18 protein-coding genes are annotated in these 24677 nt (G+C 73.5%); 8 read left to right on the top strand and 10 right to left on the bottom strand.

Annotation, left to right across the window (positions count from 1 at the left end):
• Nucleotides 1-24 precede the first annotated feature (24 nt).
• The 3 genes from RM425_RS04300 to RM425_RS04310 form a co-directional block, all read right to left on the bottom strand.
• Nucleotides 25-2604: a hypothetical protein gene (locus RM425_RS04300; protein ID WP_311344031.1), complete on the bottom strand. Its 2580-nt coding sequence runs from the start codon at nt 2602-2604 to the stop codon at nt 25-27.
• Nucleotides 2604-3191, bottom strand: coding sequence for a hypothetical protein (locus RM425_RS04305; protein WP_311343926.1), 588 nt, complete (start codon nt 3189-3191; stop codon nt 2604-2606). The genes RM425_RS04300 and RM425_RS04305 overlap by 1 nt, the downstream gene beginning before the upstream one ends.
• Before the next feature lie 188 nt (nt 3192-3379).
• Nucleotides 3380-4222: a TIGR03089 family protein gene (locus RM425_RS04310; protein ID WP_311343927.1), complete on the bottom strand. Its 843-nt coding sequence runs from the start codon at nt 4220-4222 to the stop codon at nt 3380-3382.
• A 91-nt stretch (nt 4223-4313) separates the two neighbouring features.
• Between RM425_RS04310 and RM425_RS04315 the strand changes: the two genes are divergently transcribed.
• The 4 genes from RM425_RS04315 to RM425_RS04330 all read left to right on the top strand — a co-directional run bounded on the left by RM425_RS04315 (nt 4314) and on the right by RM425_RS04330 (nt 7981).
• The gene (locus tag RM425_RS04315; RefSeq protein ID WP_311343928.1) at nt 4314-4850 is read left to right on the top strand and encodes a phosphatase PAP2 family protein; all 537 of its coding nucleotides are present in this window, start codon (nt 4314-4316) and stop codon (nt 4848-4850) included.
• Nucleotides 4847-5833, top strand: coding sequence for a decaprenyl-phosphate phosphoribosyltransferase (locus tag RM425_RS04320; RefSeq protein ID WP_311343929.1), 987 nt, complete (start codon nt 4847-4849; stop codon nt 5831-5833). The genes RM425_RS04315 and RM425_RS04320 overlap by 4 nt, the downstream gene beginning before the upstream one ends.
• 61 nt (nt 5834-5894) lie before the next feature.
• Entirely contained in the window at nt 5895-7229 is a 1335-nt protein-coding gene (locus RM425_RS04325) for an FAD-binding oxidoreductase (protein ID WP_311344032.1), read from the top strand.
• Nucleotides 7226-7981: a decaprenylphospho-beta-D-erythro-pentofuranosid-2-ulose 2-reductase gene (locus RM425_RS04330; RefSeq protein ID WP_311343930.1), complete on the top strand. Its 756-nt coding sequence runs from the start codon at nt 7226-7228 to the stop codon at nt 7979-7981. Before RM425_RS04325 ends, RM425_RS04330 begins: the two co-directional genes overlap by 4 nt.
• A gap of 36 nt (nt 7982-8017) precedes the next feature.
• Here RM425_RS04330 and RM425_RS04335 read toward each other — a convergent pair whose 3' ends face one another.
• From RM425_RS04335 to RM425_RS04345, 3 genes are all read right to left on the bottom strand, one after another.
• Entirely contained in the window at nt 8018-8404 is a 387-nt protein-coding gene (locus tag RM425_RS04335; RefSeq protein WP_311343931.1) for a DUF6752 domain-containing protein, read from the bottom strand.
• Nucleotides 8383-9744, bottom strand: coding sequence for a class I SAM-dependent methyltransferase (locus RM425_RS04340; RefSeq protein WP_311343932.1), 1362 nt, complete (start codon nt 9742-9744; stop codon nt 8383-8385). The genes RM425_RS04335 and RM425_RS04340 overlap by 22 nt, the downstream gene beginning before the upstream one ends.
• Before the next feature lie 360 nt (nt 9745-10104).
• Complete coding sequence (locus RM425_RS04345; protein WP_311343933.1) at nt 10105-11478, bottom strand: LCP family protein; 1374 nt, start codon at nt 11476-11478, stop codon at nt 10105-10107.
• Between the two features lie 401 nt (nt 11479-11879).
• Here RM425_RS04345 and RM425_RS04350 point away from each other — a divergent pair, with 401 nt between their 5' ends.
• The gene (locus RM425_RS04350; protein WP_311343934.1) at nt 11880-13784 is read left to right on the top strand and encodes an arabinofuranosyltransferase; all 1905 of its coding nucleotides are present in this window, start codon (nt 11880-11882) and stop codon (nt 13782-13784) included.
• A 28-nt stretch (nt 13785-13812) separates the two neighbouring features.
• On the opposite strand, the gene RM425_RS04355 is transcribed toward RM425_RS04350, so the two are convergent.
• The gene (locus RM425_RS04355; RefSeq protein ID WP_311343935.1) at nt 13813-16869 is read right to left on the bottom strand and encodes an arabinosyltransferase domain-containing protein; all 3057 of its coding nucleotides are present in this window, start codon (nt 16867-16869) and stop codon (nt 13813-13815) included.
• A 144-nt stretch (nt 16870-17013) separates the two neighbouring features.
• Here RM425_RS04355 and wzm point away from each other — a divergent pair, with 144 nt between their 5' ends.
• From wzm to glfT1, 3 genes are read left to right on the top strand one after another with little or no spacing between them, the layout of a single operon-like run.
• Entirely contained in the window at nt 17014-17847 is an 834-nt protein-coding gene (gene wzm, locus RM425_RS04360) for a galactan export ABC transporter permease subunit Wzm/RfbD (RefSeq protein WP_311343936.1), read from the top strand.
• Nucleotides 17848-17873: 26 nt separating this feature from the next.
• A complete protein-coding gene (wzt, locus tag RM425_RS04365) occupies nt 17874-18647 on the top strand; it encodes a galactan export ABC transporter ATP-binding subunit Wzt/RfbE (protein WP_311343937.1) in 774 nt (257 codons plus the stop codon).
• A complete protein-coding gene (gene glfT1 / locus RM425_RS04370; RefSeq protein ID WP_311343938.1) occupies nt 18644-19567 on the top strand; it encodes a galactofuranosyltransferase GlfT1 in 924 nt (307 codons plus the stop codon). The genes wzt and glfT1 overlap by 4 nt, the downstream gene beginning before the upstream one ends.
• A 13-nt stretch (nt 19568-19580) precedes the next feature.
• On the opposite strand, the gene RM425_RS04375 is transcribed toward glfT1, so the two are convergent.
• From RM425_RS04375 to RM425_RS04385, 3 genes are read right to left on the bottom strand one after another with little or no spacing between them, the layout of a single operon-like run.
• Complete coding sequence (locus tag RM425_RS04375; RefSeq protein ID WP_311343939.1) at nt 19581-21485, bottom strand: glycosyltransferase; 1905 nt, start codon at nt 21483-21485, stop codon at nt 19581-19583.
• A 7-nt stretch (nt 21486-21492) separates the two neighbouring features.
• A complete protein-coding gene (gene glf, locus RM425_RS04380) occupies nt 21493-22680 on the bottom strand; it encodes a UDP-galactopyranose mutase (RefSeq protein ID WP_311343940.1) in 1188 nt (395 codons plus the stop codon).
• Between the two features lie 54 nt (nt 22681-22734).
• The gene (locus RM425_RS04385; RefSeq protein ID WP_311343941.1) at nt 22735-24672 is read right to left on the bottom strand and encodes an arabinofuranosyltransferase; all 1938 of its coding nucleotides are present in this window, start codon (nt 24670-24672) and stop codon (nt 22735-22737) included.
• Between the last annotated feature and the right edge of the window lie 5 nt (nt 24673-24677).

The following is a 24677-nucleotide window of genomic DNA, read 5'->3' on the forward strand; positions in this document are numbered from 1 at the left end:
GGCCGCTCTCCGGCCCCGTGGCGACTACTTTCGGGCGACCTGGCCCGTGGTGCGGTCCTCCACGAGCGTTCCGCCCTGGAACCGCTGGGTGATCGTCGTCGGCGCGACCACGGCGTCCTCCGTCGGGTAGCCGAGCGTGCCCGTCTCCCAGCGCTGAGCGGCCCAGGCCTTGAAGATCCGCCCGCTGACGGCGTGGGCGCCCGTGGTGGGCGACCAGTAGAAGTGGCCCTTCTGGAAGTCCTGGAAGCAGCCGCCCTGGGTGAGGCCGCAGACCTCTCCGCGGGTCGGGTAGCCGAGCGGGGCAGGAGCCTTGAGCCACGCCCTGCCGATCGCGCCCCAGACGACGTGGGTACCGGTGGTCGGCGAGTGGATCACGATCCCGCCCTCGAAGTACTGCCGGCAGCGGCCGCCGGCCAGCCCGCAGCTCTCCCCGGTCTTCGGGTAACCGAGCTGGCCGAGCTCCCAGCGCTGGCCACCCCACGCCCGGAAGATCGGGCCCTTCACGGCGTGCGTGCCTGCGGTGGGGGAGGAGTACACGGAGCCGCGCTCGAACTTCTGGAGGCAGCCGCTCCTGACCAGCCCGCAGTACTCCGCACCGATCGGGTAGCCGAGCAGGGCGGGAGCCCTGAGCCACGTCTTGCGGATCTCGCCCGAGACGACGTGGGTACCGGTGATCGGCGAGTGGATCACGATCCCGCCCTCGAAGTACTGGTTGCAGCGGCCGCCCCCCAGCCCGCAGCGCTCCGCACTGGTCGGGAAGCCCAGCCGGCCCTTCTCGCGGCCGCTCGTGGCATAGGCCTCGTAGATGGGGCCGCCGACGATCCGCGTGGCGGTGCCGGGGCTGCTGTAGACGACGCCGCCCTGGAACTGCTGGAGGCACCTGCCGTCGGCCCCGCAGACCTGGTCCGCCGTCGGATAGCCGAGCCGTCCGGTCTCCCACCGCTGGGCCGCCCATGCCGTCCGGAGCGGACCGTCGAGCACCGTCCAGGCGCCGCTCCCCGCGGAGGTGTAGATGGCGCCCTTCGCGAAGGTCTGGAAACACCCCTTGTCCGCGAGACCGCAGACCGCGTTCCCGGTGGGGTAGCCCAGCACCCCGTCCTGGGCCTTCGTCGCGGCGTACTTGGTGAGCACGGCGCCGCTGACGATGCGGGCCGGGTGTGCCGCCGACGCGAAGACGGTGCCCTTCTGGAACGACTGCGAGCAGCCGTTGTCCGCCAGGCCGCACGTCTGGTCACCGGTCGGGTAGCCCAGGCTGCCCTTCTCGTTGCCGCGCGCCGTCCAGAACGTCGACATCGGCCCGGGCACCACGGCGTGCGCCCCGCTGGCCGAGGACCAGTAGATGCGGCCCCCCTGGTACTGCTGGTAGCAGCCCTTGGCAGTGAGACCGCACCGCTCCGCGGCCGTCGGGTACCCGAGGTACCCGGTCTCCCACGTGGTACTGGCCCACTTCTTCTGGATGGAGCCGAGCACCGGATGGGCGCCCGTGGCCGGTGACCAGTACATGGCCCCGTTCTGGAAGTCCTGGAAGCAGCCGCCGCCGGCCAGGCCGCAGGACTCCTCCCCGGTGGGGTACCCCAGTCGTCCGGTCTCCCAGCCGAGCGCCCCCCAGCGGGCCTGGATCGCCCCCCAGACGATGCGCGCGCCCGAGTTCGGCGACCAGTAGATGGCGCCCTTCTGATGGGCGCGGAAGCAACCGCCCTGAGGGAGCCCGCAGATGATCCCGGACGTCGCGCTGCCGATCGTGACCGCATCGGCCAGGGCGGCTCGCGCGGCGATGGCCGCCCCACCGGGGGACTGGGTGGAGCCGAACCAGTCGGTGAAGTAGAGCCAGAAGTTGCGGTTGCCGTAGGCCGAACAGTCGTTGCCCGTGCCGTAGCCGGCGTCGAGCGCTGCCTGGTTCGGCCGGTAGGGGGTGTAGTTGTACAGCCCCGCGGTCGCCTGGTTCTGGATGAAGACCTGCGACGTCCCGCACGAGGTGGGCACGTCCCACTGGATGGTGTTCGTGTACCCCGCCCGGTAGCTGTAGTTCGCCGGGTAGGCGGCGTACCGCTGGTACTGCCTGGCCGCGTTGTACAGCTGCTTCTGCAGTCCCGCGTAGTCCGGGTGGCACCACCCGGTGCCGATGTCCGGGCAGTAGTAGCCGGCTGCCCGGTCGTACATCTTGGCCGTCGGGTTGCTGCTGGTGATGAAGCCCATCTCCTTCTGCAGCAGCACCAGGATGACCCGCGGGCTGACCCGGCAGGAGACCGAGACCTTCGCGATGATCTGCGCCGCGCTCTCCCGCGCCGCGCCCTGGTAGCCGGCGCACAGGCCGTCCGCGGCCCGGGAGGTCGTGTCCAACCGGAAGTCCTCGAGGCACGGGCTGCTGTCCAGGGCCGGGTCCGGGCAGGAGCTCGGGCTCTTGCTCTCGAGGAAGCGCTGGATCTGGCCGGCATCCATCGCCCGACCGTCGAAGAAGACGGCGTCGGAGATGATGTTGCCCGCGCTGAACAGCCGCGTGTCGGCCGCGTCGGCCTGCTGGGCCGGAGTGCTCGTCGCCACCGGGGCCAGCAGCGAGGCGGCGAGGACGGCGAGGACGGTGAGGACGCGCAGCACGGGACGCATCACGGGACCTCGACCGCCACGGCTTCGGCGATGCCCCGCGACGTCTCGGACTCGTACGCGAGGGTGGCCTGCCAGGTCCCCGGCTCCAACTGGTCACCGGGAACGGTCATCGCCGGGCACGACGTGGAGGTGGCGTTGTCGATGGCCGTCGTCGAGACGTCCACCGTCGTCGTGCCCTGGGTCATGGTCAGCGTGCAGGTGCCGCCGGCTTCGACGATGCCCAGGACGATGCCGCCGGCCTCGACCGCCTCGATGTCGGCGTTCCAGCCGTAGTAGGTGAGCTGCGGGGTCACCTCGCCACCGGCGTCCTGCGTCGGGACCGGGGCGTCGGTGGCGACCTCGGCCGGGGGCTCGGTCGGCACGGGCGCCCCACCGGTGCGGTCGGGCCCGAGGCTGGCGAGGGCCTCGCTGTCCGGATCGGACGGCGCGGTGGTCGGGGCCGCCGCGGGCGTGTCGTTCCCCGCGCGGACGTCGTCGTCCTCCTCACCGGTGGTCAGCCAGATGCCTGCAGCGGCGGCGACGGCCACCACGGGGACGAGGACCAGGAGGGCGCGGCGTCGGCGGGACGAGCGTGGGCGGGGATGCAAAGCAACACCTCAGTGGTGTCGAGCGCAGCGCCGGTACGGGAACGGACGGCTGAGCCGTCGCATCCGATGGCGGCTGAGCAGCGGGTCGGAACAGGTGGAGCGCGATGCAGCAGACCAAGAACCGGCTGCCCGCGTCCAGTAACCGCCCGATCACGGCGCGTCGCGAACGACGCCACCTCCCGCAGTGCTCAGGCGGTGCCGCCCAGCGCGCGTACCCCTTCGACCCGGATGCCCAGGGTGGCCGTCACGCGTTCGGTGACCGCCCGTCGCGGCAGCTCCTCCGCCGCCGGGGAGCTGACCAGCACCGTCGACGCGCCCGCGGCGAGGGGGGCGAGCAGCCAGGCCACCGGCCCGGCCTCGGCCGCGGTCGCGGCGTCGACGAGCACGCGGTCGTCGGGCCGGATGCCCAGCCGGGTCGCGAGTTCGCCGGCGGCGGTCACCAGGCCGCCGAGGTCCAGCGTCAGCCCGCCGGTCACCAGCCCGGGTGCCGCGGGGTCCGGGGGCTGCCAGGGAGCGAAGAAGTCGCCCTGGGCGCGGACCTCCAGGGCGAAGTCACGGGCCGCTCCCGCGTAGCCGGTCATGCCCAGCCCCAGCGGGTGCAGGGACAGCCCGAGCAGCTCCGGGCCGCCCGTCGCCAGCGCTTCCTCCAGCGCCGGCAGCCTGGCCCGGTCCGCGAGGACCAGGTCGGCGCCGGTGAGGCGGTCGTCGTCCTCCGCGGCGGTGTCGAGGACCGCCGCTCCGCAGCTCCACGCCGCCAGCAGCACCGCCGCGGTCTGCCAGTGGACGGGCAGCGCCACCGCCACGGCGCTGCCCGGCGCGATGTCGAACTCGTCCTGGAGCAGGTTCGCGGTCTTGGCGACCCAGTTGGCGAGGGTGGCCGCGGACAGCTCCACGCGGTCGCCGGTCGCGTCGTCGTAGGAGGTGAGCAGCGGAGCGGCCGCGTTCCGGCGGACGACGGCGGCGAGCAGGTCGCCCGGCAGCCCTGCCTCGGGCCGCCCGGCGCCGGCTGGGATGGGTCGGGTGGTGGACACGGGACAAGAGTGGCAGGGAGAGTTGCGACGGATCGGTCCGCCCCGCGTGGTCCGGGCGACGGCGGGGTCGCCCGTCTACAGTCGTCACTCGATGACCGCCGCACCGAGCGCTGCCCTGATCCGGATCGACCATGCGGTGCTCCGCTCCACGCGCCGCGTGCTCGGGGGCACCCGGGCCGTCCCGGTCGCCCGCGGCATGTCGCACTTCGGCGAGCATGCGCTCGGCTGGCTGGCCCTGGGCGCGGCCGGGTGGGCCTCGGGCCGCCGGCGCGAGGAGTGGGCGGCCGGGATGGCCGGCGTCGTCGCCGCGCATGCGGCAGGTGTGGCGGTCAAGCGAGTGGTGCGCCGGGTGCGGCCCGCCCTGGAGGACGTCCCCGCGCTGGTGGGGACGCCGAGCAGGCTGTCCTTCCCGAGCGCGCACAGCTGCTCGACCGCTGCGGCGGCCGTCGGCTTCGGGCCCATGGTGGGAGGTCCCCCGATGGTGGCCCTGACCGGCGCGATGCTGGTTTCCCGCGTGCTCCTCGGCGTCCACTACCCCTCGGACGTGGTGTCCGGCGCCGCGCTCGGCGCGGGCGTGGCCACGGCAGTGCGGCGTCGCATGACCAGAGACCCAGGCAGGAAGGCGTGACCGTGCATCCCCAGTCGAGCCCCGCGCTGGCACCGGAGGCCGCGACGGCACCGGCCCACGGCGAGTCCCCGTCCGCTCCGGAGCTGGCCCCCCGCCTCCCCGGCTTCCGGGGCAGCTTCGCCTGGGGGCTGGTGCGGGCACTGCGGCCCCGCCAGTGGGTCAAGAACGTGCTGGTGCTGGCCGCCCCGCTGGCCGCGGGGGAGATCTTCAACGCCGACGTCATGCGGCCGACCGCCGCGGCGTTCGTGCTCTTCTGCCTCGCCGCCTCCGCGGTCTACCTCGTCAACGACACGATCGACGTGGAGGAGGACCGCCGGCACCCGCGCAAGCGGTTCCGGCCGATCGCGGCCGGCATCGTGCCGCGCTGGCTGGCCCTCGTCCTGGCCGCCGTGCTGTTCACCGTCGCGCTGGTGGCGGCCGTGCTGCTCACCCGGCCCGAGCTGGCGTGGGTCCTGGCCAGCTACGTGGTCATCCAGCTGGCCTACTGCGTGTTCCTCAAGAACCAGCCGGTGATCGACCTCGCCGTCGTGGCGTCGGGCTTCCTGCTCCGCGGGATCGCCGGGGGTGTGGCGGCCGGGCTGCTGCTCTCGCAGTGGTTCCTGCTCGTGGCCGCGTTCGGCTCGTTGTTCATGGTCGCCGGCAAGCGCTACTCCGAGCTGGTCCTGGTCGGCGACGCCGCCGCGACGCGCAAGACGCTCAAGGAGTACTCCGCCAGCTACCTGCGCTTCGTGTGGAGCCTCTCGGCCGGCGTGGCGGTCACCGCCTACAGCCTGTGGGCCTTCGAGATGGGGGAGACGCAGGACGGCATCCCGTGGTCGACCATCTCCATCGCCCCGTTCGTCATGGCCATCCTCAGGTACGCCGTGGACGTCGACAAGGGCTCCGCCGGTGCGCCCGAGGAGATCGTCCTGCACGACCGCGTCCTGCTCTGCCTCGGCGTGCTCTGGGTGACCACCATGGCGTTGGGAGTCTTCGATGTCTGAGGAAACAACCCCTGCCCCCCGACCTTCGCAAGCTCGGGCCGGGACCCTGCAGGGGCCCGTGATGCTGAACGGCTGGGGGCGCACGGCCCCCACGCCGGCCGTGCTCACCCCCGTCCACGACGACGCCGAGGTGCGCGCGGTGCTCGCCGCGGCCGGCGGCCGGGGCGTGGTGGCCCGTGGTCTGGCCCGCAGCTACGGCGACGCGGCGCAGAACGCCGGTGGCCACGTGCTCGACATGACCGCGGCCTCCCGGGTGCTGTCCTTCGACGCGGGGACCGGCCTGGTCGACGTGGAGGCCGGCATCTCGCTGGACGAGCTGATGAACCGCTTCGTCCCGCAGGGCTTCTTCGTGCCGGTCACGCCCGGCACCCGCCTGGTCACCGTCGGCGGGGCGATCGGCGCGGACATCCACGGCAAGAACCACCACGTCGCCGGCAGCTTCTCCCAGCACGTCCGGTGGCTGGACCTGCTCACCGCCGATGGCCAGGTCCGCCGGGTGAGTCCCGAGGAGGACCCCGACCTGTTCTGGGCCACCGCCGGTGGCATGGGCCTGACCGGGGTCATCCTGCGCGCGCAGGTGCAGATGAAGCGGATCGAGACCTCCCGCTGCCTGGTCGACACCGACCGCACGCCGGACCTCGACTCGCTCATGACGCTGCTGAGCGAGACCGACCACCTCTACGAGTACTCGGTCGCCTGGATCGACACCCTCGCCAAGGGCAGCCGGATGGGGCGCTCGGTGGTCACCCGCGGCCGCTTCGCGACGCTCGACGAGCTGCCCGCCAAGCGCCGGGCCGACCCGCTGAAGTACCACGGCTCGATCAAGGTGTCGGTCCCCGACGTCTTCCCGCCCGGGCTGCTCAACCTGGCCACGGTCGCGGCGTTCAACGAGCTCTGGTACCGGAAGTCGCCCAAGCGCAAGCGCGACCAGCTGCAGAGCATCCCGACGTTCTTCCACCCGCTCGACGCCGTCGGTGGGTGGAACCGCATCTACGGCCCGCGGGGCTTCGTGCAGTACCAGGTCACCGTGCCCAACGGGTGCGAGGAGGCCATGCGCGAGGTGCTGGACCGGCTCAGCTCCTTCGGGACGGCGTCCTTCCTCGCCGTGCTGAAGCGGTTCGGCCCCGGCAACCCCGGCATGCTGTCCTACCCGTCGCCGGGCTGGACGCTGGCGCTGGACATCCCCGTGATGAAGGGGCTGACCGGCCTGCTCGACTCCCTGGACGAGGTGGTCGTCGCCGCCGAGGGGCGGACCTACCTGGCGAAGGACTCGCGGGTCCGCCCGGAGACCTTCGCGCGGATGTACCCCCGGCTCGAGGAGTTCCGCGCGGTGCGCAAACGGGTGGACCCCGACGGCGTGTTCACGTCCGACCTGGCCAGGAGGCTCTCGCTGTGATCGACGCCCTCGGATCCCCGGGCTCGCTGCTGCTCGTCGGTGGCACCTCCGACATCGCCGTGGCCACGGCTCGCCGCTACCTGGACGAACGGCCGCTGCGCGTCGTCGTCGCGGCCCGGGACACCCCGCGCCGGGCCGCTGTCGCCGACGAGCTGCGGGCCGCCGGCGCAGCTGTCGACGTCGTCGATTTCGACGCCGACGACGCGGACTCGCCCGCGCGCATGGTCGAGGCCGCGGCGGCCGGCGGTGACATCGACGTCGCGGTGGTCGCCTTCGGCCAGCTCGGCGACCAGGAGCAGCTCGCCACCGACCCGGACGCGGCCGGAGCGCTCGGCCGGGTCAACTACGTCGCCCCGGTCGTCGTCGGCACGGTGCTCGCCAACCGGATGCGGAGCCAGGGACACGGGGCGATCGTCGTGCTGTCCTCGGTGGCCGGCGAGCGCGCACGGCGGTCCAACTACGTCTACGGCTCCACCAAGGCGGGCGTCGACGCGTTCTACTCGGGCCTGGCGGACTCGCTCGTGGGCACCGGGGTCTCCGTGCTCGTCGTCCGACCGGGGTTCGTGCGGTCGAAGATGACCGAGGGGATGGCGGAGGCGCCGCTGTCGACCACGCCCGAGGCGGTGGCCGAGGCGATCGTCATCGGCGTCCGCAAGGGCCGGCACACCGTGTGGGTCCCGGGCGCGATGCGCTGGGTCATGAGCGGACTGCGGCACACGCCGCGCGCGGTGTTCCGCCGGCTGCCCTTCTGACGCGCAGGCGCCGCCGCGACCGGCTGCGGCGGCGCCTCACAACGTGTCGGGGGCCAGCCTCTGCAGCTGCTGCGGGTCGATGTCCCGGTCGTGCAGGGGCAGCACGATCTCCGTCACCAGGTCGGTCAGCTCGGCGATGCGCAGGTTCAGCCGCCGCTCCTCCAGCAGGCCCTCGGCCAGCCGGGGCAGCGCCTCGTCCAGGCGTCCCTGCGCCTCGTCCAGCCGGAGGTGGGCCTCGTCCAGGCGGGACCGCAGCGCGGCGTTCTCCACCTGCAGGTCGGCGATGCCCCGGTGCGCGGCCTCGACGGACTCGAAGGCCAGCCGGATGTCGCGCAGCACCACCTCGTAGTCAGGGAAGAGAGCCTTCCGGAACGCCTTCGCCGGCGCCCGCACCAGCCGCTTCACCGCACCGGTCGCTGCCATGTCACCACCATCCTCGTCGTCGGGAGCGGGTCGGTGCCCGCCTCCCAGGGCGTGTCCTCGACGACCTCGTCGGCGTCGTGCAGAGCGTCGATGCGCAATCCGTAGGGGGCCATCTCCGCGCGCAGCGTCTCCACCGGCACCGCCCGGTGCATCGGGACGCCGGTGCCCGGCTGCGGCAGCAGGCTCGAACGGGGCACGTCCAGGTGCGCCTGCCCGCCGCTGCGCAGCAGCATCGACAGGCCGCGCAGCAGGACGGGGCGCCCGATGTCCCAGTAGTTGCCCAGCAGCCCCCGTGCGTAGACGACCAGCGGCTCCCGGCGGGCGCCCATCTCCGCTCCGAGCGCGACCACCCGGCGCAGGTCGTAGAGGTTGAGCACCCGGAACCGGGCGCCGGCGCCCTGCTCCCTGGCGGCCTCGGCGGCCGCGCGCATCGGCCAGCGCACGTAGTCCAGCGCCTCGACGTCGAACCCCTGCGCGGCCAGCCACAGCGCGTCGTGACCGCGCCCGGTGCCGAGCTCCAGCACCCGGGCGCCGGCGGGGATGCGCCCGGCCAGCCACCGGGCGTAGTCCGACGGTGCGCTGCCGAGCGGCACGCGGGCGCCCTCGATGTCGTAGCGGTAGAAGTCCTCCCACATGGTCCGGTCCATGCCGTAGTCGGAGAACCAGCCCCAGAACCGGTCTTGCACGGAACGGGGGATGTCGAACCGGTAGGAGGGGTCGGGCACCTTCCAGCCCGGGCCGTAGTTGGCCTCGAGCATGAGCTCCGGATCCCGGGGCGCGGGCTCGGGGCGGCCCTCCACGTCGATGGCGATCGTCGGGACCACCTGGTCGCGGCGGGCCTGCAGCCGGATCGCGAAGGTGTGCTGCCACCAGCCCTGCTCGTCGATGAACCCGGTGAAGAGGTCGACGTAGGCATCGGGCCGGCCCTCGTGGCTGAAGTGGACCTGCAGGTGGCCGGCGGAGGCGCGGATCGCCTCGAACCCGGCGGCGCGCAGGATCCGGCCCAGCTGGAAGGCCTCGCGGACCACGTCCGCGGGGTGGTCGTACGGGCTCAGGTACCCGAGGTCGGCGTCGTCGTCGTGCGGCATGATCCGGCCGTCCCGGTAGGGGCCGAGCAGGGTGCCGCTCATGACGTAGACGGGCAGGTCGGGCCGGTGCTCCGCGAGCGCGGCCCGGATCAGGTCGAGGTTGTCCAGCAGGCGCTGCACCATGCCGGGGTCGTAGTCGGCCAGCGCGTGGCCGATCCGCCCGAACTTGTTGATGACCAGCCCGATGCCGTGACGGTCGTCGAACCGGAGCGGCTGGTCGCTGTCGCCGAACCGCGCGGTGGCGGTCAGCACGTCGGGTCCGCCGTCGATCGGCCGCAGGCCGATGGTGCCGGTCCCGGTCAGGTAGGGCTGCAGCGGCCGCGGCCAGGCCAGCCGGCGCCTCGGCTGGTCCCCGGCCGGGTCGGGGTCGGGGTCGGTGGCCGAGACGCGGAACGACCAGATCCGCCGGCCGCCGAGCAGCAGGTCGACGACGCGGTCCTCGTCCTCGCGCGCGGCGCCGAACGAGAGACCGTCGTCGTCCAGGACCAGGTGGGACAGCAGGGGCCCGTCTCCTCTGTGGGGTGCGCGCCGCGCACGAGGGCCGGAACCATCGACGCCGGAAAAAGGTCCGCCGAGGTTAACAGCCGGAGAACGGGCGGCGACCGCCCGGCATCAGTTGATGCAGGAGTCGTCGGCGGCCGTCCGGGCGTCCACGGCCTCGGTCTTCTCGGGAGCGGGCTGCTTGGTCACGGCCTGACCGATGCCGTTGAAGTCCGATCCGATCACCAGGTGGACCGTGCCGGCCGGCACGTCCTCGTTCGCGGTGAGCTTGACCCCCGGGACGGACGTCGCCAGCGTCGCGGCGAGGGGCTTGCTCGCGGCGGCGAAGCGGATCTCCGTCCGGGTGTAGTCCATCGAGTCGGCGTTGCCGGTGCTGCCGACCACGAAGCCGGCCTCGGTGAGCGCATCGGCGGCGGTGCCCGCGAGGCCGGGGGTGCCCGAGCCGTTGAAGACCTCCACGGTGACCTCCGACGGCGTCGCCGCGGGGGGAGCCTCGCTGGTCGGGGTGGCCGTGGTCGTGGGCTTCGCCGGCTCCGCCGAGAGGTCGGCGAAGAAGGCGTGCAGGGTCTCCTCGTCCTCGAGCTGGACGATCGAGCGGCCCTGCTCGTCGCGCCCGTCGGGGGTGACGATCGGGATGGTCTGGAACTTGATGCTGCCGGCGGTGACCGACTGCATCTGCTGGGCGAGATCGAGCAGCTCGAGGTCCCGGTCGACGGTGAGCGCCTTGGAGGCGGCCTCGGCGAGCTCGCGCTGCCGGCCCAGGTCCAGCATGACGTCCTCGGAGAGCATCTTGCGCAGCACGCCGCCGATGAACACCTGCTGGCGGACGATCCGGTCGAGGTCGACGCGGGGGAGCCCGTGGCGCTGGCGGACGAACTTGACGGCGTCGGCGCCCGAGATCACCTGCGGCCCGGCCGGGAAGACGGCGCCGGAGTACTTGCGGTCGTCGACCGCCGCGCAGAGGTTGACCTCGACGCCACCCACGACCTCGGTGAGGTTGAAGAAGCCGAGCAGGTCGATCTCGGCGTAGTGGTCGATCTTCAGCCCGGTCAGGCCGCTGATGGTCTGCACCAGCAGCTGCGCACCCTGGCCCGACTTCTCCTCCTCCGAGGCGTCGGCGGGGGCGTTCTGCCGGCCGTAGGCGTAGGCCGCGTTGAGCTTGTCCTTCCCGTAGCCGGGGATCTCCACGTAGGAGTCGCGGGGGAAGGAGACGAACGCGGCGCGGGACCCGTCGGCGGGTACGTGGACCAGGATCATCGTGTCGGTGTTGAGCCCCTGGTCGCCACCGGTGTGCAGCTCGGACTGGAGTTCCTTGGACAGCGTGGTGCGGCTGTCGTTGCCGACCAGCAGGAGGTTCATCGCCGAACCTCCCCTGCCCTCGTTGCCGTCGCTCGGGATGGCGTCGGTGCGGTTGACCGCGGCGTCCGCGACCTGACCGAGGTACCAGCCCCAGCCGCTGGCGACCAGCAGGACCAGTGACAGCACGGTGGCCACCGCGCGTGCGCCGACGGCGACGCGACGGGTACCGGCACCCGTCCGACCGGTGGCCTCGGCGCGCGAGGGGGCGCGATCGGCGCTCCGGCGGGGGGGCCGGCCGGCGCGCGGGTCGAGGCTCGGCGGGAGCGGACGACCGTGACGGTCGTCGGGCTCGTTCCGGTCTCGGCTCACGGAGTTCCTCACTGCTGGCGGCTGCTCGTCGGTACGGGCGATGGTAGATCGGGCGGGCGTGCCGATCGGTTGTCCGACACAGGATTCGGCGCCCCGGCGGGGCGGTTGCGCCCGCCTGGTCACGCAAGCCCTCGTTGGTCGCAGGTGTCACACCGGGAGTGGCAGGATCGGGCGCGCCTGCCGGGCCGGCCGGGCCGGAGCGTCGTGGGGGAGGCCGGGTGGCACGCGCGGTGTCGGGCGGGGACGAGGGGCAGGCGCTCGTGGTGCCCTGGCGGCAGATGCCGCTGCTGGCGGTGGTCGCGGTGGCGGTGACCGGCGCGGTCCAGGCGGCGATCGCGGCCACGGACCTGCCTGCGACGTCGAACGTCCCGGCGGCGGCCATCACGTGGTCGGTCGTGATCGGCAGCGCCGTCGTCCTGGCCGGGGCGCTGGTCGGGCGGCTGCCCTCCTGGGTGCGCTCGGTGCTCGTGGCGGCCGGCCTGACGGGGACGGCGACGGCCGTCCTGGCCCTGCCCCTGCACGGGACGGCGTACTACTTCGGCGGGCTGGTGAGCGACCAGCAGTTCCGCGTGCAGTACCTCACGCGGCTGACCGACAGTCCGGCGCTCAGCGACATGAACTACGCCGACCTCCCGCCCTTCTACCCGGCCGGCTGGTTCTGGCTGGGCGGACGGATCGCCGCGGCAGCCGGTGTCGATCCGTGGGTCGCCTACAAGCCGATCGCCGTCGCCACGGTGGCGCTGATGCCGGTCGTGGTGTGGTGTGTCTGGTCCCGGCTGATCGGCGGGCGGACCGCGGTGGCGATCGCAGCGGTCACGCTGGTGGCCGGGGTGGCGCTGTCGGCGACCGAGCCCTACTCGTGGCCGGCCGCCGCGCTGCTCCCGCCCGCCGCCGTGGCCTTCGCGCAGGTCGTGGCCGCGCCCCGGGCGGCGACCGGCCGGCTGCTGGCGGTCGGCGTGTTCGTCGGGGCCGCCGGCAGCTCGTACACGCTGTACGGCTTCTTCGCCGCGCTGCTGGTCGTCGTCCTCGCGGCTCTCGCCGTCGTGTCGGCCCGGGCGGACCGGTCGGCCGTGCTCCGCCGAGCGCTGCGGGACGGCGGCATCGTCGCGGCGGTCGGTCTGGTGGTGGCGCTGCCCGCCTGGGCGCCGTTCCTGCTGGAGGCCCTCCGCTCCGGCGTCGGGCCCAACGCCGCCGCCCGCTTCCTGCCCGCGGACTCCGCGCGGCTGCCCGACGTCCTGGGCGCCGATCCGTGGCGGCTGCTGCTCACGCTGGGCGTGCTCGGGCTGGTGGCCCGGATCTGCGCCTCATGGGGGCGGCGCCCCGGCGTCCTCGCCGCGCTGGGGGTCACGGTGGCGTGCGCGTACGCCTGGTACGCCGCCAGCACGCTCGCGCTCGCCGGGGGGACGACGCTGCTGGCCTTCCGCATGGAGAGCATCCTGGTGCTCGGCCTGGCCACCGCCGGGGTCCTGGTCCTGGCCGAGCTGGCTCCGCCGGCCGCGGCGCAGGCGGCTCGCCGGGGCTGGCCGGCCCGCCGGGTGGCCGTCGCCGGCGGGCTGCTCACCGCGCTGGCCGCCACCCAGGTGCTCACGGACCGCATCGGGGACCTCGACGAGGGGGTGGAGGCGGCGTGGACGACGCCCTACCCGAGCGGCGCGAACGCCCGGGGCGAGGTCGACCGGGGACGCGAGGAAGGTTGGAGCGACGAGCTCGCCGCCGCCATCGACCGGCGGACGGGTGAGCGGCCGCGCGACACGGTGGTGCTGACCACGAACTACTCGATGCTGTCCTTCCACCCCTACCGCGGTTTCCAGCAGATCACCCGGCACTACGCCAATCCGCTGGCCGACTACGAGGAGCGGGCGGAGTTCGTGGCGGAGCTGGCCCGCAGCGGCAGCACGGCGGAGCTGCTCTCCCGGCTGGACGACGCCCCGTGGGCGCCGCCCACCGCCTTCGTGTTCCGCATCGAGGACGACGGCCTGCACCTGCGGCTGAGCCGGGACACCTTCCCGGCCGCCCCCAACGTCGAGTTCTACGACGTCGTGTTCCCCGCCGAGCTCTTCGACGGACCGGAGTTCGACTCGGTGGTCGTCGGGGAGTACCTCGTCGCCGTCCGCCGGACCTGAACCCGGCGGGGTCCACCGGCGCCGGCGGTCAGCCCGCCCAGCCGGCGACCGTCCCGGTCGTGATGCGGCGCACCGGCTCCGCCAGCTCGATCCGGGGCTCCCACGCGTAGAGGGAGACGGGCCGCTCCAGGGGCTGTCCGGTCAGGTAGACCGGCACGTGCTCCTGGTCCACGAGCGAGCGGGCAGGCGCGTAGGGGCCGCCGAGGTCCTCCTGGACGACGATGTCGCCGGCCTCGTCGGGGGCGGCGGGGGAGATCCGCCAGTCGGGCACGTCGGTGAGGCCGTTCTGCTGCACGGCCATCGACTGGCAGGGGAACACGAAGGCGACCGGCCAGTCGACCAGCGCGGGGGAACCGGGGTCGACGACGTCCCGGAACGGAACCGTCACCGGCACCCTCGGGACCGACACCGCCAGCGGGAGGTCGCCCTCGACGCCGCCGTCCTCGGCGACCAGGCGGACCAGCTCGGCCTCCGGTGGCACCGCGCCGGGGTCCAGCCGACCGTCCCGGGCCGCGGGGGCGCCACCGATGTCGGGCACCCGGACGCTCCGCAGGATCTCCACGTCGCCGTCCTGGGCGCGGCCGTACTCGGCCACGACGCTCGTCCCCGCCCGGCGGTGGCCGCTGGTGGTCACGACCAGCGGAAGGCGCTCCTCCCGGAGCGCGTCCGGGACCTCGAACCACCCGGTGACCAGCCGGGCCGGCTCGTCGGTGTCCCCGGTGGCGGCCCAGCCCGGCAGCGCGACGCCGGCCATCGTGAGGTCCGGCCCGGCCGGGGCCCGGCCGTCGGGCACCGCGGCGAACCCGTCGAGCACCGGTTCGCCGGCGCTGCCGCGGACGGTCGCCGGGGTGAGTAGCCCCGCGGCCGGGTCGGGTTCGACCCGCAGCTCCTCGGCCAGCCCGCACGGTTCACCGCCGAGGGTGGCGGCCGCGTCGGACGCCAGCGTGTACGTGTCCTGCCGCGCGCGGGTCGACTGGACGAAGCTCCCCAGCTGCAGCGCGACGGTGAGCACGACGAGGCCCACCGCCACCAGGCCGGGGGACGGCAGGTACCGGGCCAGCGGCACGCGCACGTCCTCGACGTCCCGGGCCCGCGCCCAGATCACGGTCGCGGCCGCCCCCGCGCTGACCAGCACGGCCAGGATCAGCAACATCGAGGAGATGCTGAGGCCGAGCACCTCGGGCGGGACGTCGTTCCACGGCACGCCGAGGTCGGACAGGTAGGCGTACCGGTTCAGCCCGGCCCACGACTGGGCGCCGACGAGAAGCACGAGCGCGAGGGGCACCGCGGTCCGGGTGAGGGCGGCCGTGGGGATCCGCCCGCCGGCCGAGGCGGCGCGCAGCCTCGGGCCGAAGAGGTGCACCGCCACCACGATCAGCGCGGTGCCGACCGGGACCAGCGCGCTGAAGTGCATCGTCCACTTCGTCGGCGTCGCCATGAGCACGACCAGGGACAGACCGAACGTGGCGGCCAGCCGCCCCGCGACGGAGGAGTCCGCGGTGTGCGGCCAGCGTGCCGAGACCCGCTGCCACACGATGCCGAGGACCGCGAGCACGGCCAGCAGCACCGGCACCCGCCGGCCGAGGGACCCTTGCAGGTCCCCGTTGGACAGCAGCAGGTACCAGCGCTCGGGCTCGTCCGACCAGGGCAGCGCACCCGGCAGGGCGCTGCGGATCCGGTTGGCCTCGCCGAGGGCGGCCAGGTTCTGGTCGCCGAACACCAGCAGGAGGGCCGTCGCGGCCGACGCCGCGGCGGCGACGGTCAGGGCCGGCAGCCCGAGGGGCGAGCTGCGGGCGAGCCGCAGGATCGGCACCGCCGCGGCCAGGAAGGGCAGGAAGGCGACGGCGCCGGTGGGGGTGACCGCGAGCGTCGCCCCGGCGACCACCAGCCCGAGCAGCAGCGCTGCCGACCGGCCGCGCCGCAGCCCGCCCTCGACCAGGACCATGACCGCGGCGAACCCGGCGGCGACCCACGGCTCGGGCCGCAGCCCCAGGTTGGTGGGCAGCCACCACAGCGCGAAGGTGGCCGCGGCGATGGCGTAGGTCGACCGGCTCGCCGCGAAGCGCCCCAGCCGCGGCAGCAGGCCCCGGGCGATGAGCAGCCAGGTCGCGATCCCGAGCAGTGACGAGGGCACCCGCATCCAGAGGGTGCTCTCGCTGATCCCGGACCACAGGTCCAGGAGCTCGTAGTGCCAGCCGAACGGCGCCTCGGGGGCGTTGAACCAGCGGTAGACGTTGCCGACGAAGCCGTTCTCGTCCCGGCTGCGGACGATTCCGGTGATGTAGCCGTCGTCCACGGTCATCGGCCCGATGAACGTCCACACCGCCAGCCCCAGGGCGACGACGGCGTCGACCCCCGGCCGCACGACGCCGGCCCCCGGGCGGACCGCGGAAGGAGCCGGTGGGTCCGTCCCGGCGGGGACGGTCCGCCGCTCCCGCCGGACGACGAGGACGACGGCGCCTGCCAGCGCGAGCACGGCCAGCACGGCCAGCGCGTACTTCAGCGGGGTGGGGGAGGTCTGGAAGACCGTGTCGGCGGTGACCGCGACCGAGAGCCCAGCGGGGTCCGCGACGTCGCTGAACACCCCCGCGACCGCCGGACGCAGGTCGCCCGTGTCGTCGGCCACGACCTCGCCGTCCAGGCGCAGCGTCGTCGCCTCCGCCGAGGAGGTGAGCTCCCAGGAGCAGTCGCCGGACCCCGGGATCGCCTGCGCGGGAAGGTCGGTGCCCCCGGAGCGCACGACCAGGTCGCCTCCGTCGACCGCGACCCGCAGCCCGCCGGCGAGCCCGGCGCCGCCGGGCGGCCGGTCCAGGGGGGTGGTGGACAGCAGGGCGGTGCCGTCGTCGGCCGCCCGGGCCGCGGCGCAGTCCCACTCGGCGCGCACCTCGACGGGCCGCTCCAGCATCAGGGGGATCGCGACCGCTGTGGCGTCCCCCGGGGCCGACGGCCAGCCGTAGACGGCCTCCGGACGCTCCACCGGCGCGAGCACGAACGCGACGGAGGACAGCAGGGAGAGCGCCGCGAGCAGGATCAGGGGCAGACGGAGGTGCGCTGCCCGCCCCTGCGCCGGCCGGGCCGAGGACATGCGGCGAGGGTAGCCGCGGGCGATGTGCGCCCCTGGCGCCTCCGCCGGCCGGCCGGCGCGTCCCTGCGGACCCGCCAGCCCCGGCTGCCCCTGGTATCACCGAGTGCGCCGGAGCCCGCGTCCCGGCCGGTAGCCTCGACCAACGTGGCTGTCACCGCGTCGTCGAACGCTGCCTGGGCGGGTGCCAGGAAGGACCTCGTCGCCGGCTGGCGCTCCCGCGAGTTGTGGGCGCACCTGGGCTGGCAGGACATCCGCCAGCGGTACCGGCGCTCGGTGCTCGGCCCGATCTGGATCACGATCAGCATGGCGGTCACCGCCGTCGCGCTGGGCATCCTCTACGCCGGGCTGTTCGGCAACCCGCTCGAGCAGCAGCTGCCCTACATCCTCGTGGGCTTCATCGTCTGGGCCTTCATCTCCGGCTGCATCCTCGAGGGCGCCGACGTCTTCATCAAGAACGAGGGGCTGATCAAGCACCTGCCGGCGCCGATCTCGGTGCACGTGTACCGGCTGGTGTGGCGCCAGACGCTGCTGTTCGCGCACAACCTGATCGTCTACGCGGTCATGCTGATGATCTTCCCGCAGCCGCTGGACTGGTCGAGCCTGCTGGCGTTCCCCGCCTTCGCCTTGCTCGCGGTCAACGGCGCCTGGATCGCCCTGCTCTTCGGCATGGCGAGCAGCCGGTTCCGCGACCTCAACCCGATCGTCGGCAGCGTCGTGCAGCTGACGTTCTTCCTCACGCCGATCGTGTGGATCTACGAGGACTTCCTCAACAGCGACAACCCGACCATCGCCGAGCGTGCCCGCCTCGCCGAGATCAACCCCGTCCTGCACTACATCGAGATCATCCGGCGGCCGATGCTCGGCCAGGAGACGGTCTGGCACCACTGGGCCGTCGTCGTGGTCATCACGCTCGTCGGCTGGGCGGTGACCCTGTGGGCGATGCGCCGCTACCGCACGCGCGTCCCCTACTGGGTCTGAGCCGCCCGCAGAGAGGAACCCAACACGTGGTCCGCATCGAGACCCGGCAGGCGAGTGTCGACTTCCCGATCTTCGACGCCAAGACCCGGTCGCTGAAGAAGGCCGTCCTGGGCATGGTCGGCGGCAACATCAGCTCAGACGACCGCAAGGTGCCCGTCATCCAGGCGCTGCACGACATCGACATCACGATCGAGGAAGGCGACCGCGTCGCCCTGGTCGGGCACAACGGGGCGGGCAAGTCGACGCTGCTGCGGCTGCTCTCGGGCATCTACGCGCCGACCAGCGGGTCGGCGCACATCGAGGGCCGGGTCGCCCCGGTCTTCGACCTGGGTGTCGGGATGGACCCGGAGATCTCCGGCTACGAGAACATCATGATCCGCGGCCTCTTCCTGGGCATGACCCGGAAGCAGATGGAGTCCCGCGTCGACGAGATCGCGGACTTCACCGAGCTGGGCGACTTCCTGGCGATGCCGCTGCGCACGTACTCGACGGGCATGCGGGTCCGGCTGGCGCTCGGTGTCGTGACCAGCATCGATCCGGAGATCCTGCTCTTCGACGAGGGCATCGGCGCCGTCGACGCCGCCTTCCTGGAGAAGGCGCGCGACCGGCTGGAGGAGCTGGTCAAGCGGGCCGGCCTGCTGGTCTTCGCGTCGCACTCCGACGAGTTCCTCCGCCGGCTGTGCACCTCGGCCATCTGGATGGAGCACGGCCGGGTCAAGCTGCGGGGCGACCTGCGCGAGGTCCTCACCGCCTACAAGGGCCGCGACCCCTGGCTCGACGACGCGGCGAGCCGCGCGTGACCCTCCCGGCACCCGTGCCCGCCGCCGGGGCGGAGCGGCCTGACCGGGTCGTCGCCGTCGTCGTCACCCACCGGCGCCCGGCGCTGCTGGCCGAGAGCCTGGCCGCCCTCGCCGGGCAGAGCCGGCCGGTCGACGCGGTGGTGGTCGTGGACAACGGGGCCGACGAGGAGACCGCCGCGGTGGTCGCGGCGGCCGACGTCCCCACGACCTACCTGCCCTCCCACCGGAACCTCGGCGGCGCCGGGGGCTTCGCGCTCGGCATGCTCACCGCCCTCGCCCAGGGCGCGGACTGGGTGTGGTGTGCCGACGACGACGGGCGCCCGGCGGACGCGAGCGTGCTGGCCACGCTGCTGGAGTGCGCCCGCACCCACGACCTCGCCGAGGTCTCCCCGGCCGTCGTCGACAAGGCCGACCCCGGGCAGCTGGCATTCCCGCTGCGCCGGGGGCTGCGCTGGCGCCGGGCGCGGGCCGACTTCGCCGGCCTGGACCTGCTGCCCGGCTACGCCTCGCTGTTCAACGGCGCCCTGTTCCGGGCCGCGACCCTCGACGCCGTGGGGGTGCCGGACTACCGGCTCTTCCTGCGCGGGGACGAGACCGAGCTGCACCGCCGCCTGGTCCGGTCGGGCCTGCGCTTCGGCACCTGCCTGCAGGCGGCCTACCTGCACCCCGAGGGCACCGAGGAGTTCCGGCCCATCCTGGCCGGGCGGCTGTCGGCGCAGTACCCGGCCGACGAGACCAAGCGCTTCTTCACCTACCGCAACCGCGGCTACCTGATGGCGCAGCCGGGCATGCGGTGGCTGTTCCCGCTCGAGCTGGTGCGGTTCTCGTGGTTCTTCCTCGCCCGCCGGGACGTCGCGGGACTGCGGTCCTGGCTGGGGCTTGTTCGCGCGGGACGCCGGGAGCGGTTCACCCGCCCCTGAGGGCGGGCGCCGCTCAGCGCTCGGCCGCCCCGAACGCCGCCCGCCAGGCCTCCTGCGAGGTCAGGTCGTCCCAGGAGTCGCGGTACTGCTGCGACAGCTCGGGGAAGCGGCGGCGGATCTCCCGGTTCAGCTCCAGCGAGCGCTTCCCGAGCCGCTTGGCGGTGGCCGGGTCGCGGTGCCGGAAGGTGACGCCGCGGCCGTCGGCCGTCCCCACGGTGACGCTGTCGAGCCGGGAGAGCACGAACCACTGGGCGTCCTGGGCCGGCACCTGCAGCTGGGGTCGGTCGTCCGCCGGCCGGGCCGGCCGGACCGCCTGCCGGGCCGCGCGCAGCAGCGCCTTCGCGATGGCGACCTTGCCCACCGGGGGCTCCGACATGCCCTCGACGACGACCGCGTCCATCTCCGGCTCCGGGACGTCGGCGGTCACCACCCGGCTGTCGGGGTACTGCTGCTGGAGCGCGCGGACGTCGGCCAGGGCCGTGGGCAGCGACGCGAACACCGTCGAGGGTCCGGCGAGGAAGTCCTCGTAGGCCTTGATGTGCAGCGCGACCGCCGAGTACTCGAGCTTCAGCAGGTGCTTGAGGTCGGCCTTGACCGCGCTGGCCGGGATGCCGCCGCCATCGGTGTGCGGGCTGTGCAGCGCCGCCGCGATCAGCCGGTTGCGGGCGAAGAAGTAGGCCTGCCAGTCGCTGACGTCGTCCTTGTCGGTCCAGGCCAGGTGCCAGATCGCCGCGCCGGGCAGGGTCACCGTCCGGTAGCCGGCGGCCTTGGCCCGCAGCCCGTACTCGGCGTCGTCCCACTTGATGAACAGGGGGAGGGGCAGCCCGATCTTCTCCGGCACCTCGCGCGGGATCAGGCACATCCACCAGGCGTTGTAGTCCACGTCGACGCGCCGGTGCAGCTCGGGGGTCTCGCGCAGCGAGTCCTCGGAGAAGTCGTGCTGCATCTGCGCGTGGGCGGCGGGGCGGTACAGGAAGGCGTGCCGGTCGACGACCTCACCCATCGTGTGCAGCACGGACCGGTTCTGCAGGTGCAGCATCTGGCCACCGACGAGCATCGGGGCGGTCGTGTACCGGCTGAACGTGAGGGCGCGGTGCAGGCTGTCGGCCTCGAGCTGGACGTCGTCGTCGAGGAAGAGCAGGTGCGTGGCGTCGGTGTGCTCGAGCGTCTCGTGCATGGCGCGGGCGAAGCCGCCGCTGCCACCCAGGTTGCCCTGCTCGACCAGGTGCAGCCGGTCGCCGAGCGCGGCCGCCGTCCCGGCGAAGCCGTCGTCGTCGCGCACCTTCCTGTTGCCCTGGTCGGCGACGACGACGGCGGTGAGCTCCCCGGAGACCACCGGGTCCGACGCGATGGTCGACATCGCCGCCACGCAGTCGGCCGGGCGGTTGAAGGTGCAGATGCCGACCGCCAGGCGCCCCTCGCGCTCGGGCGCGCGGGTGGCGTACCAACCGGCCCGCACCAGGGCGAGGTCCTCGTCGGCGACGAGATCGAACCAGTACCAGCCGCCGTCGACGAACGGCGTGAGGTCGAGCTCGAGCTCGACGGGGCCGTCCCCGGTGACCGGGACCGACCGCTCGTGCACGGCGGTGCCGTCGGCCTTGGAGCGGTGGACGTCCACCCGCCCGGTGCCGCGCAGCTCCAGCCGCAGCAGCACGCTGGGCAGCGTGGTCCAGCGCCGCCAGTAGCCCGCCGGGAACGCGTTGAAGTACGTCGCGAACGAGATCTCCGAGCCCGCGCCGAGCGAGCCGCCGGAGCGGTCGGCCACCTGCAGCCGGTGCGCGGCCTCCTCGACGTAGAGCGTGCGCACCTTCGCCGGGTCCTCGGGGCGCGGCAGCAGGACCCGCTGCAGGAGGGTCTCGGCCGGGCCTGCGGCGTCGGCCTGGCCGGCTACGCCCGGTCGCGCGGTGGTGGTCGTCATCAGGTGTTCAGTCCTCCAGCCGGCCGTCGAGCGACCCGCCCTGGTCGAAGAAGGGCCGGATGCGGTTGTCGAACATGGTGAGGGCCGACCCGATCGCCATGTGCATGTCGAGGTACTTGTACGTGCCCAGCCGGCCGCCGAAGAGAACCCGCTTCTCCGCGGCCTCCTTGGCGGCCAGCTCCCGGTAGCGCTCCAGCTTGGCGCGGTCCTCGGGGGTGTTGATCGGGTAGTACGGCTCGTCGCCGCTCGTGGCGGACCGCGAGTACTCCCGCACCACGACGGTCTTGTCCGTGGGGTAGTCCCGCTCCGGGTGGAAGTGCCGGAACTCGTGGATCCGGGTGTAGGGCACGTCCTCGTCGGCGTAGTTCATCACCGACGTGCCCTGGAAGTCACCGATCGGCAGGACCTCGGTCTCGAAGTCCAGGGTGCGCCAGCCCAGCTCGCCGGCCTCGTAGTCGAAGTACCTGTCGATCGGGCCGGTGAAGACGGTCGGCACGTCCTGGGGCAACTGGTCGCGCACGTCGAACCAGTCGGTGGAGAGCCGGACCTCGATGTTCGGGTGGTCGGCCATCCGGGTCAGCCAGGCGGTGTACCCGTCCTTGGGCAGACCCTCGTAGGTGTCGTTGAAGTAGCGGTTGTCGAAGGTGTAGCGGACGGGGAGCCGGGCGATGATCGCCGCCGGCAGCTCGGTGGGATCGGTCTGCCACTGCTTCTTCGTGTAGCCGCGGATGAACGCCTCGTAGAGCGGGCGCCCGATGAGGGAGATCGCCTTCTCCTCGAGGTTGGCGGCCTCGGCGGTGTCGATCTCCCCGGCCTGCTCGGCGACCAGCGCCCGGGCCTCAGCGGGCGAGAAGCTCCTGCCGAAGTACTGGCCGATGGTGGCCAGGTTCATCGGCAGCGAGTACGTCTGGCCCTGGTAGATGCTGAAGACGCGGTGCTGGTAGTTCGTGAACTCGGTGAACTGGTTCACGTAGTTCCACACCCGCTCGTTCGAGGTGTGGAAGAGGTGGGCGCCGTAGACGTGCACCTCGATGCCGGTCTCCGGTTCGGGCGCGGAGTAGGCGTTGCCCCCGATGTGGTCCCGCCGGTCGATGACCAGCACCCTCTTGTCCAGCTGGGTGGCGACGCGCTCGGCCACGGTCAGGCCGAAGAACCCGGAGCCGACGACGACGAGTTCAGGTCCGGTGGAGGTCACGGGTCGTGACGATACCGGCCGGACGGGATTCGGCCGGGCGCGCCGGGGGGTGCCTCACCCCTTCCGGAGGGCCGCCACGAGCCAGTCGCCGACGCGCGTGGTCTCGAACTCGGGCCCCTGGAACAGCTCCACGGGGAAGCTGACCGACCAGGCGCTCCCGCGGTCGCCGCCCGCGTCGCGGTCGGTCGAGTCGAAGGTCACCTCCCCGTCCTCCACCTCGAGGGCGAAGACCGACGGCGCCTGCTCGTCGGCGCGCAGCCGCTCGACGACGTCGTCGGCCGGCAGCCCCTCGAGCGACTCGAGGAAGGACCGGCGCTCCGCGTACTCGCCCAGCGGGTTGGCGTAGAGCCCCCACCACTGCTGGTAGGCGTCGAAGGGCTGGGTCGCCAGCAGCGAGATGCGGTCGGTGAGGACGACGCCGGTCTCCTCCTGCCCCGCCGCGCGCGCCGAGTCGCGGATCGCGTCGGCCAGCCGGGCCACGGGCACCTCGTCGCCCTCCTCGTCATCGGCCACCTCGCGCCCCTCGGTGGAGGCCAGTGCGGGGAGGCTGCCGTCGGGATACGGGTGGTTGTGGGCCAGCCGGCTCAGATCGACCTCACGGTTCATCCACTCGCGGGCGTGCGCCGAGAGGTTGAGGAACAGCAGCACGGTGAGCGCGGCGAAGGCCAGCCGGCGCAGCGGCACCCTCGGCCAGGCGCCGACGGCGCGGGTGCGCAGGTCCGGGCCGACCGCCGCGAGGGTCAGCGTCGCCGCGGCGAGGAGGCAGAGCCCGAGCACCAGCAGGACCCGGTGGAACAGGACGCCGCCCGAGGCCTGACCGGCCACCAGCTGCACGACGCCCAGCAGCAGCACGGCGACGCCGAGGGCCTGGAGGCCGCGGACCCGCGGGTGCCGCTCCCCGTCGAGCACCAGCAGCCCGACGGCCCCCAGCAGCGCCGCCCACATCCACGGGGAGGCGCTGATGGTCACCAGGTTGACGTAGGAGTCGTCCTCGACCCAGGTGGTCGCAGCCGCGGGCGGGAGGCCGGCCGCCACGTACTCGACCAGGAACCGGCCCAGCCACGGGGACACCAGCACGATGGAGGCGAGCCCGGCGACCGCGACCTCCGGCAGCCGGGCGGAGTCGCGCCGCCGCCACGCGGCGAGGACGAGCACGCCGACGACGGCGACGAGCGCGTACAGGAGGTACAGCCACGCGGCCGCCGCCAGTGCCACTCCCAGCGCCAGGCCGCGGCGCCAGGAGAACGGCCCCCGGGCGCTCGCGAACCAGGCCAGCAGCGCGGGCAGCGGCAGGGCGACGAGCCACGCGTAGGGCTCGTACGCCCCGGAGAACATCAGCGTCTGCGCCCCCAGCCACCCCGACCCGGCGGCCGGGAGCCCGACGACGGTCACCGCGACGAGCAGGGCCGCCAGCCGGGTGCCGCAGGTGAGCCGCCACAGCGCGAAGGCGACGACGACCGCCACGTACAGCGTGCCGATCGACGCCCACTTGTAGAGCCGCCACGCCTCGACGTCGGCGAGCTGAGCGACCAGGCCCTGGACCCAGAACCAGCCGGGGGAGTAGAACGCCGGGACGTCCCGGTAGGTGTAGTCCTGCAGCGCCAGGGAGTCGGCGAACCGGGTGACGTACTCCATGCGGAACGACTGGTCCCCGCGCGGGCCGGAGAAGAACCAGTCGGTCCCGTTGAGCGCGACGAGGCTCAGCGCGGGCAGCAGCGCGGCCACGACCGCCCCCGCCCAGTGGTGGGCGACCGGCATGCGGCGGGTCAGCAACCAGGCGAGCAGCGGGGCGGCCACCAGGACGAGCGCCGATGCCTGGTACTGGCTGCGCAGTTCGGCTGCCGGGGGCAGCACCAGGTAGCCCACCAGGACGGCGAGGGGGACGAGGACCCACGGGAGGAGCACCTGCAGTCGCCCTGCCCGGCCGGCGGGGCGCGACGGGGAGGCGGCCGGCGCCGTGGGGGTCGTCCTCGGGGACACCTGCGTGTTCATCTCCG

The organism is Blastococcus goldschmidtiae, assembly GCF_031845325.1.
GTDB lineage: Bacteria > Actinomycetota > Actinomycetes > Mycobacteriales > Geodermatophilaceae > Blastococcus > Blastococcus goldschmidtiae.

Excerpts from the sequence above, each read along its gene's own strand:
- RM425_RS04300 (WP_311344031.1), bottom strand. The coding sequence starts at position 2,604 with ATGCGTCCCGTGCTGCGCGTCCTCACCGTCCTCGCCGTCCTCGCCGCC.
- RM425_RS04315 (WP_311343928.1), top strand. The coding sequence starts at position 4,314 with ATGACCGCCGCACCGAGCGCTGCCCTGATCCGGATCGACCATGCGGTG.
- RM425_RS04325 (WP_311344032.1), top strand. The coding sequence starts at position 5,895 with ATGCTGAACGGCTGGGGGCGCACGGCCCCCACGCCGGCCGTGCTCACC.
- RM425_RS04385 (WP_311343941.1), bottom strand. The coding sequence starts at position 24,672 with ATGAACACGCAGGTGTCCCCGAGGACGACCCCCACGGCGCCGGCCGCC.
- RM425_RS04375 (WP_311343939.1), bottom strand. The coding sequence starts at position 21,485 with ATGACGACCACCACCGCGCGACCGGGCGTAGCCGGCCAGGCCGACGCC.
- RM425_RS04355 (WP_311343935.1), bottom strand. The coding sequence starts at position 16,869 with ATGTCCTCGGCCCGGCCGGCGCAGGGGCGGGCAGCGCACCTCCGTCTG.
- RM425_RS04335 (WP_311343931.1), bottom strand. The coding sequence starts at position 8,404 with ATGGCAGCGACCGGTGCGGTGAAGCGGCTGGTGCGGGCGCCGGCGAAG.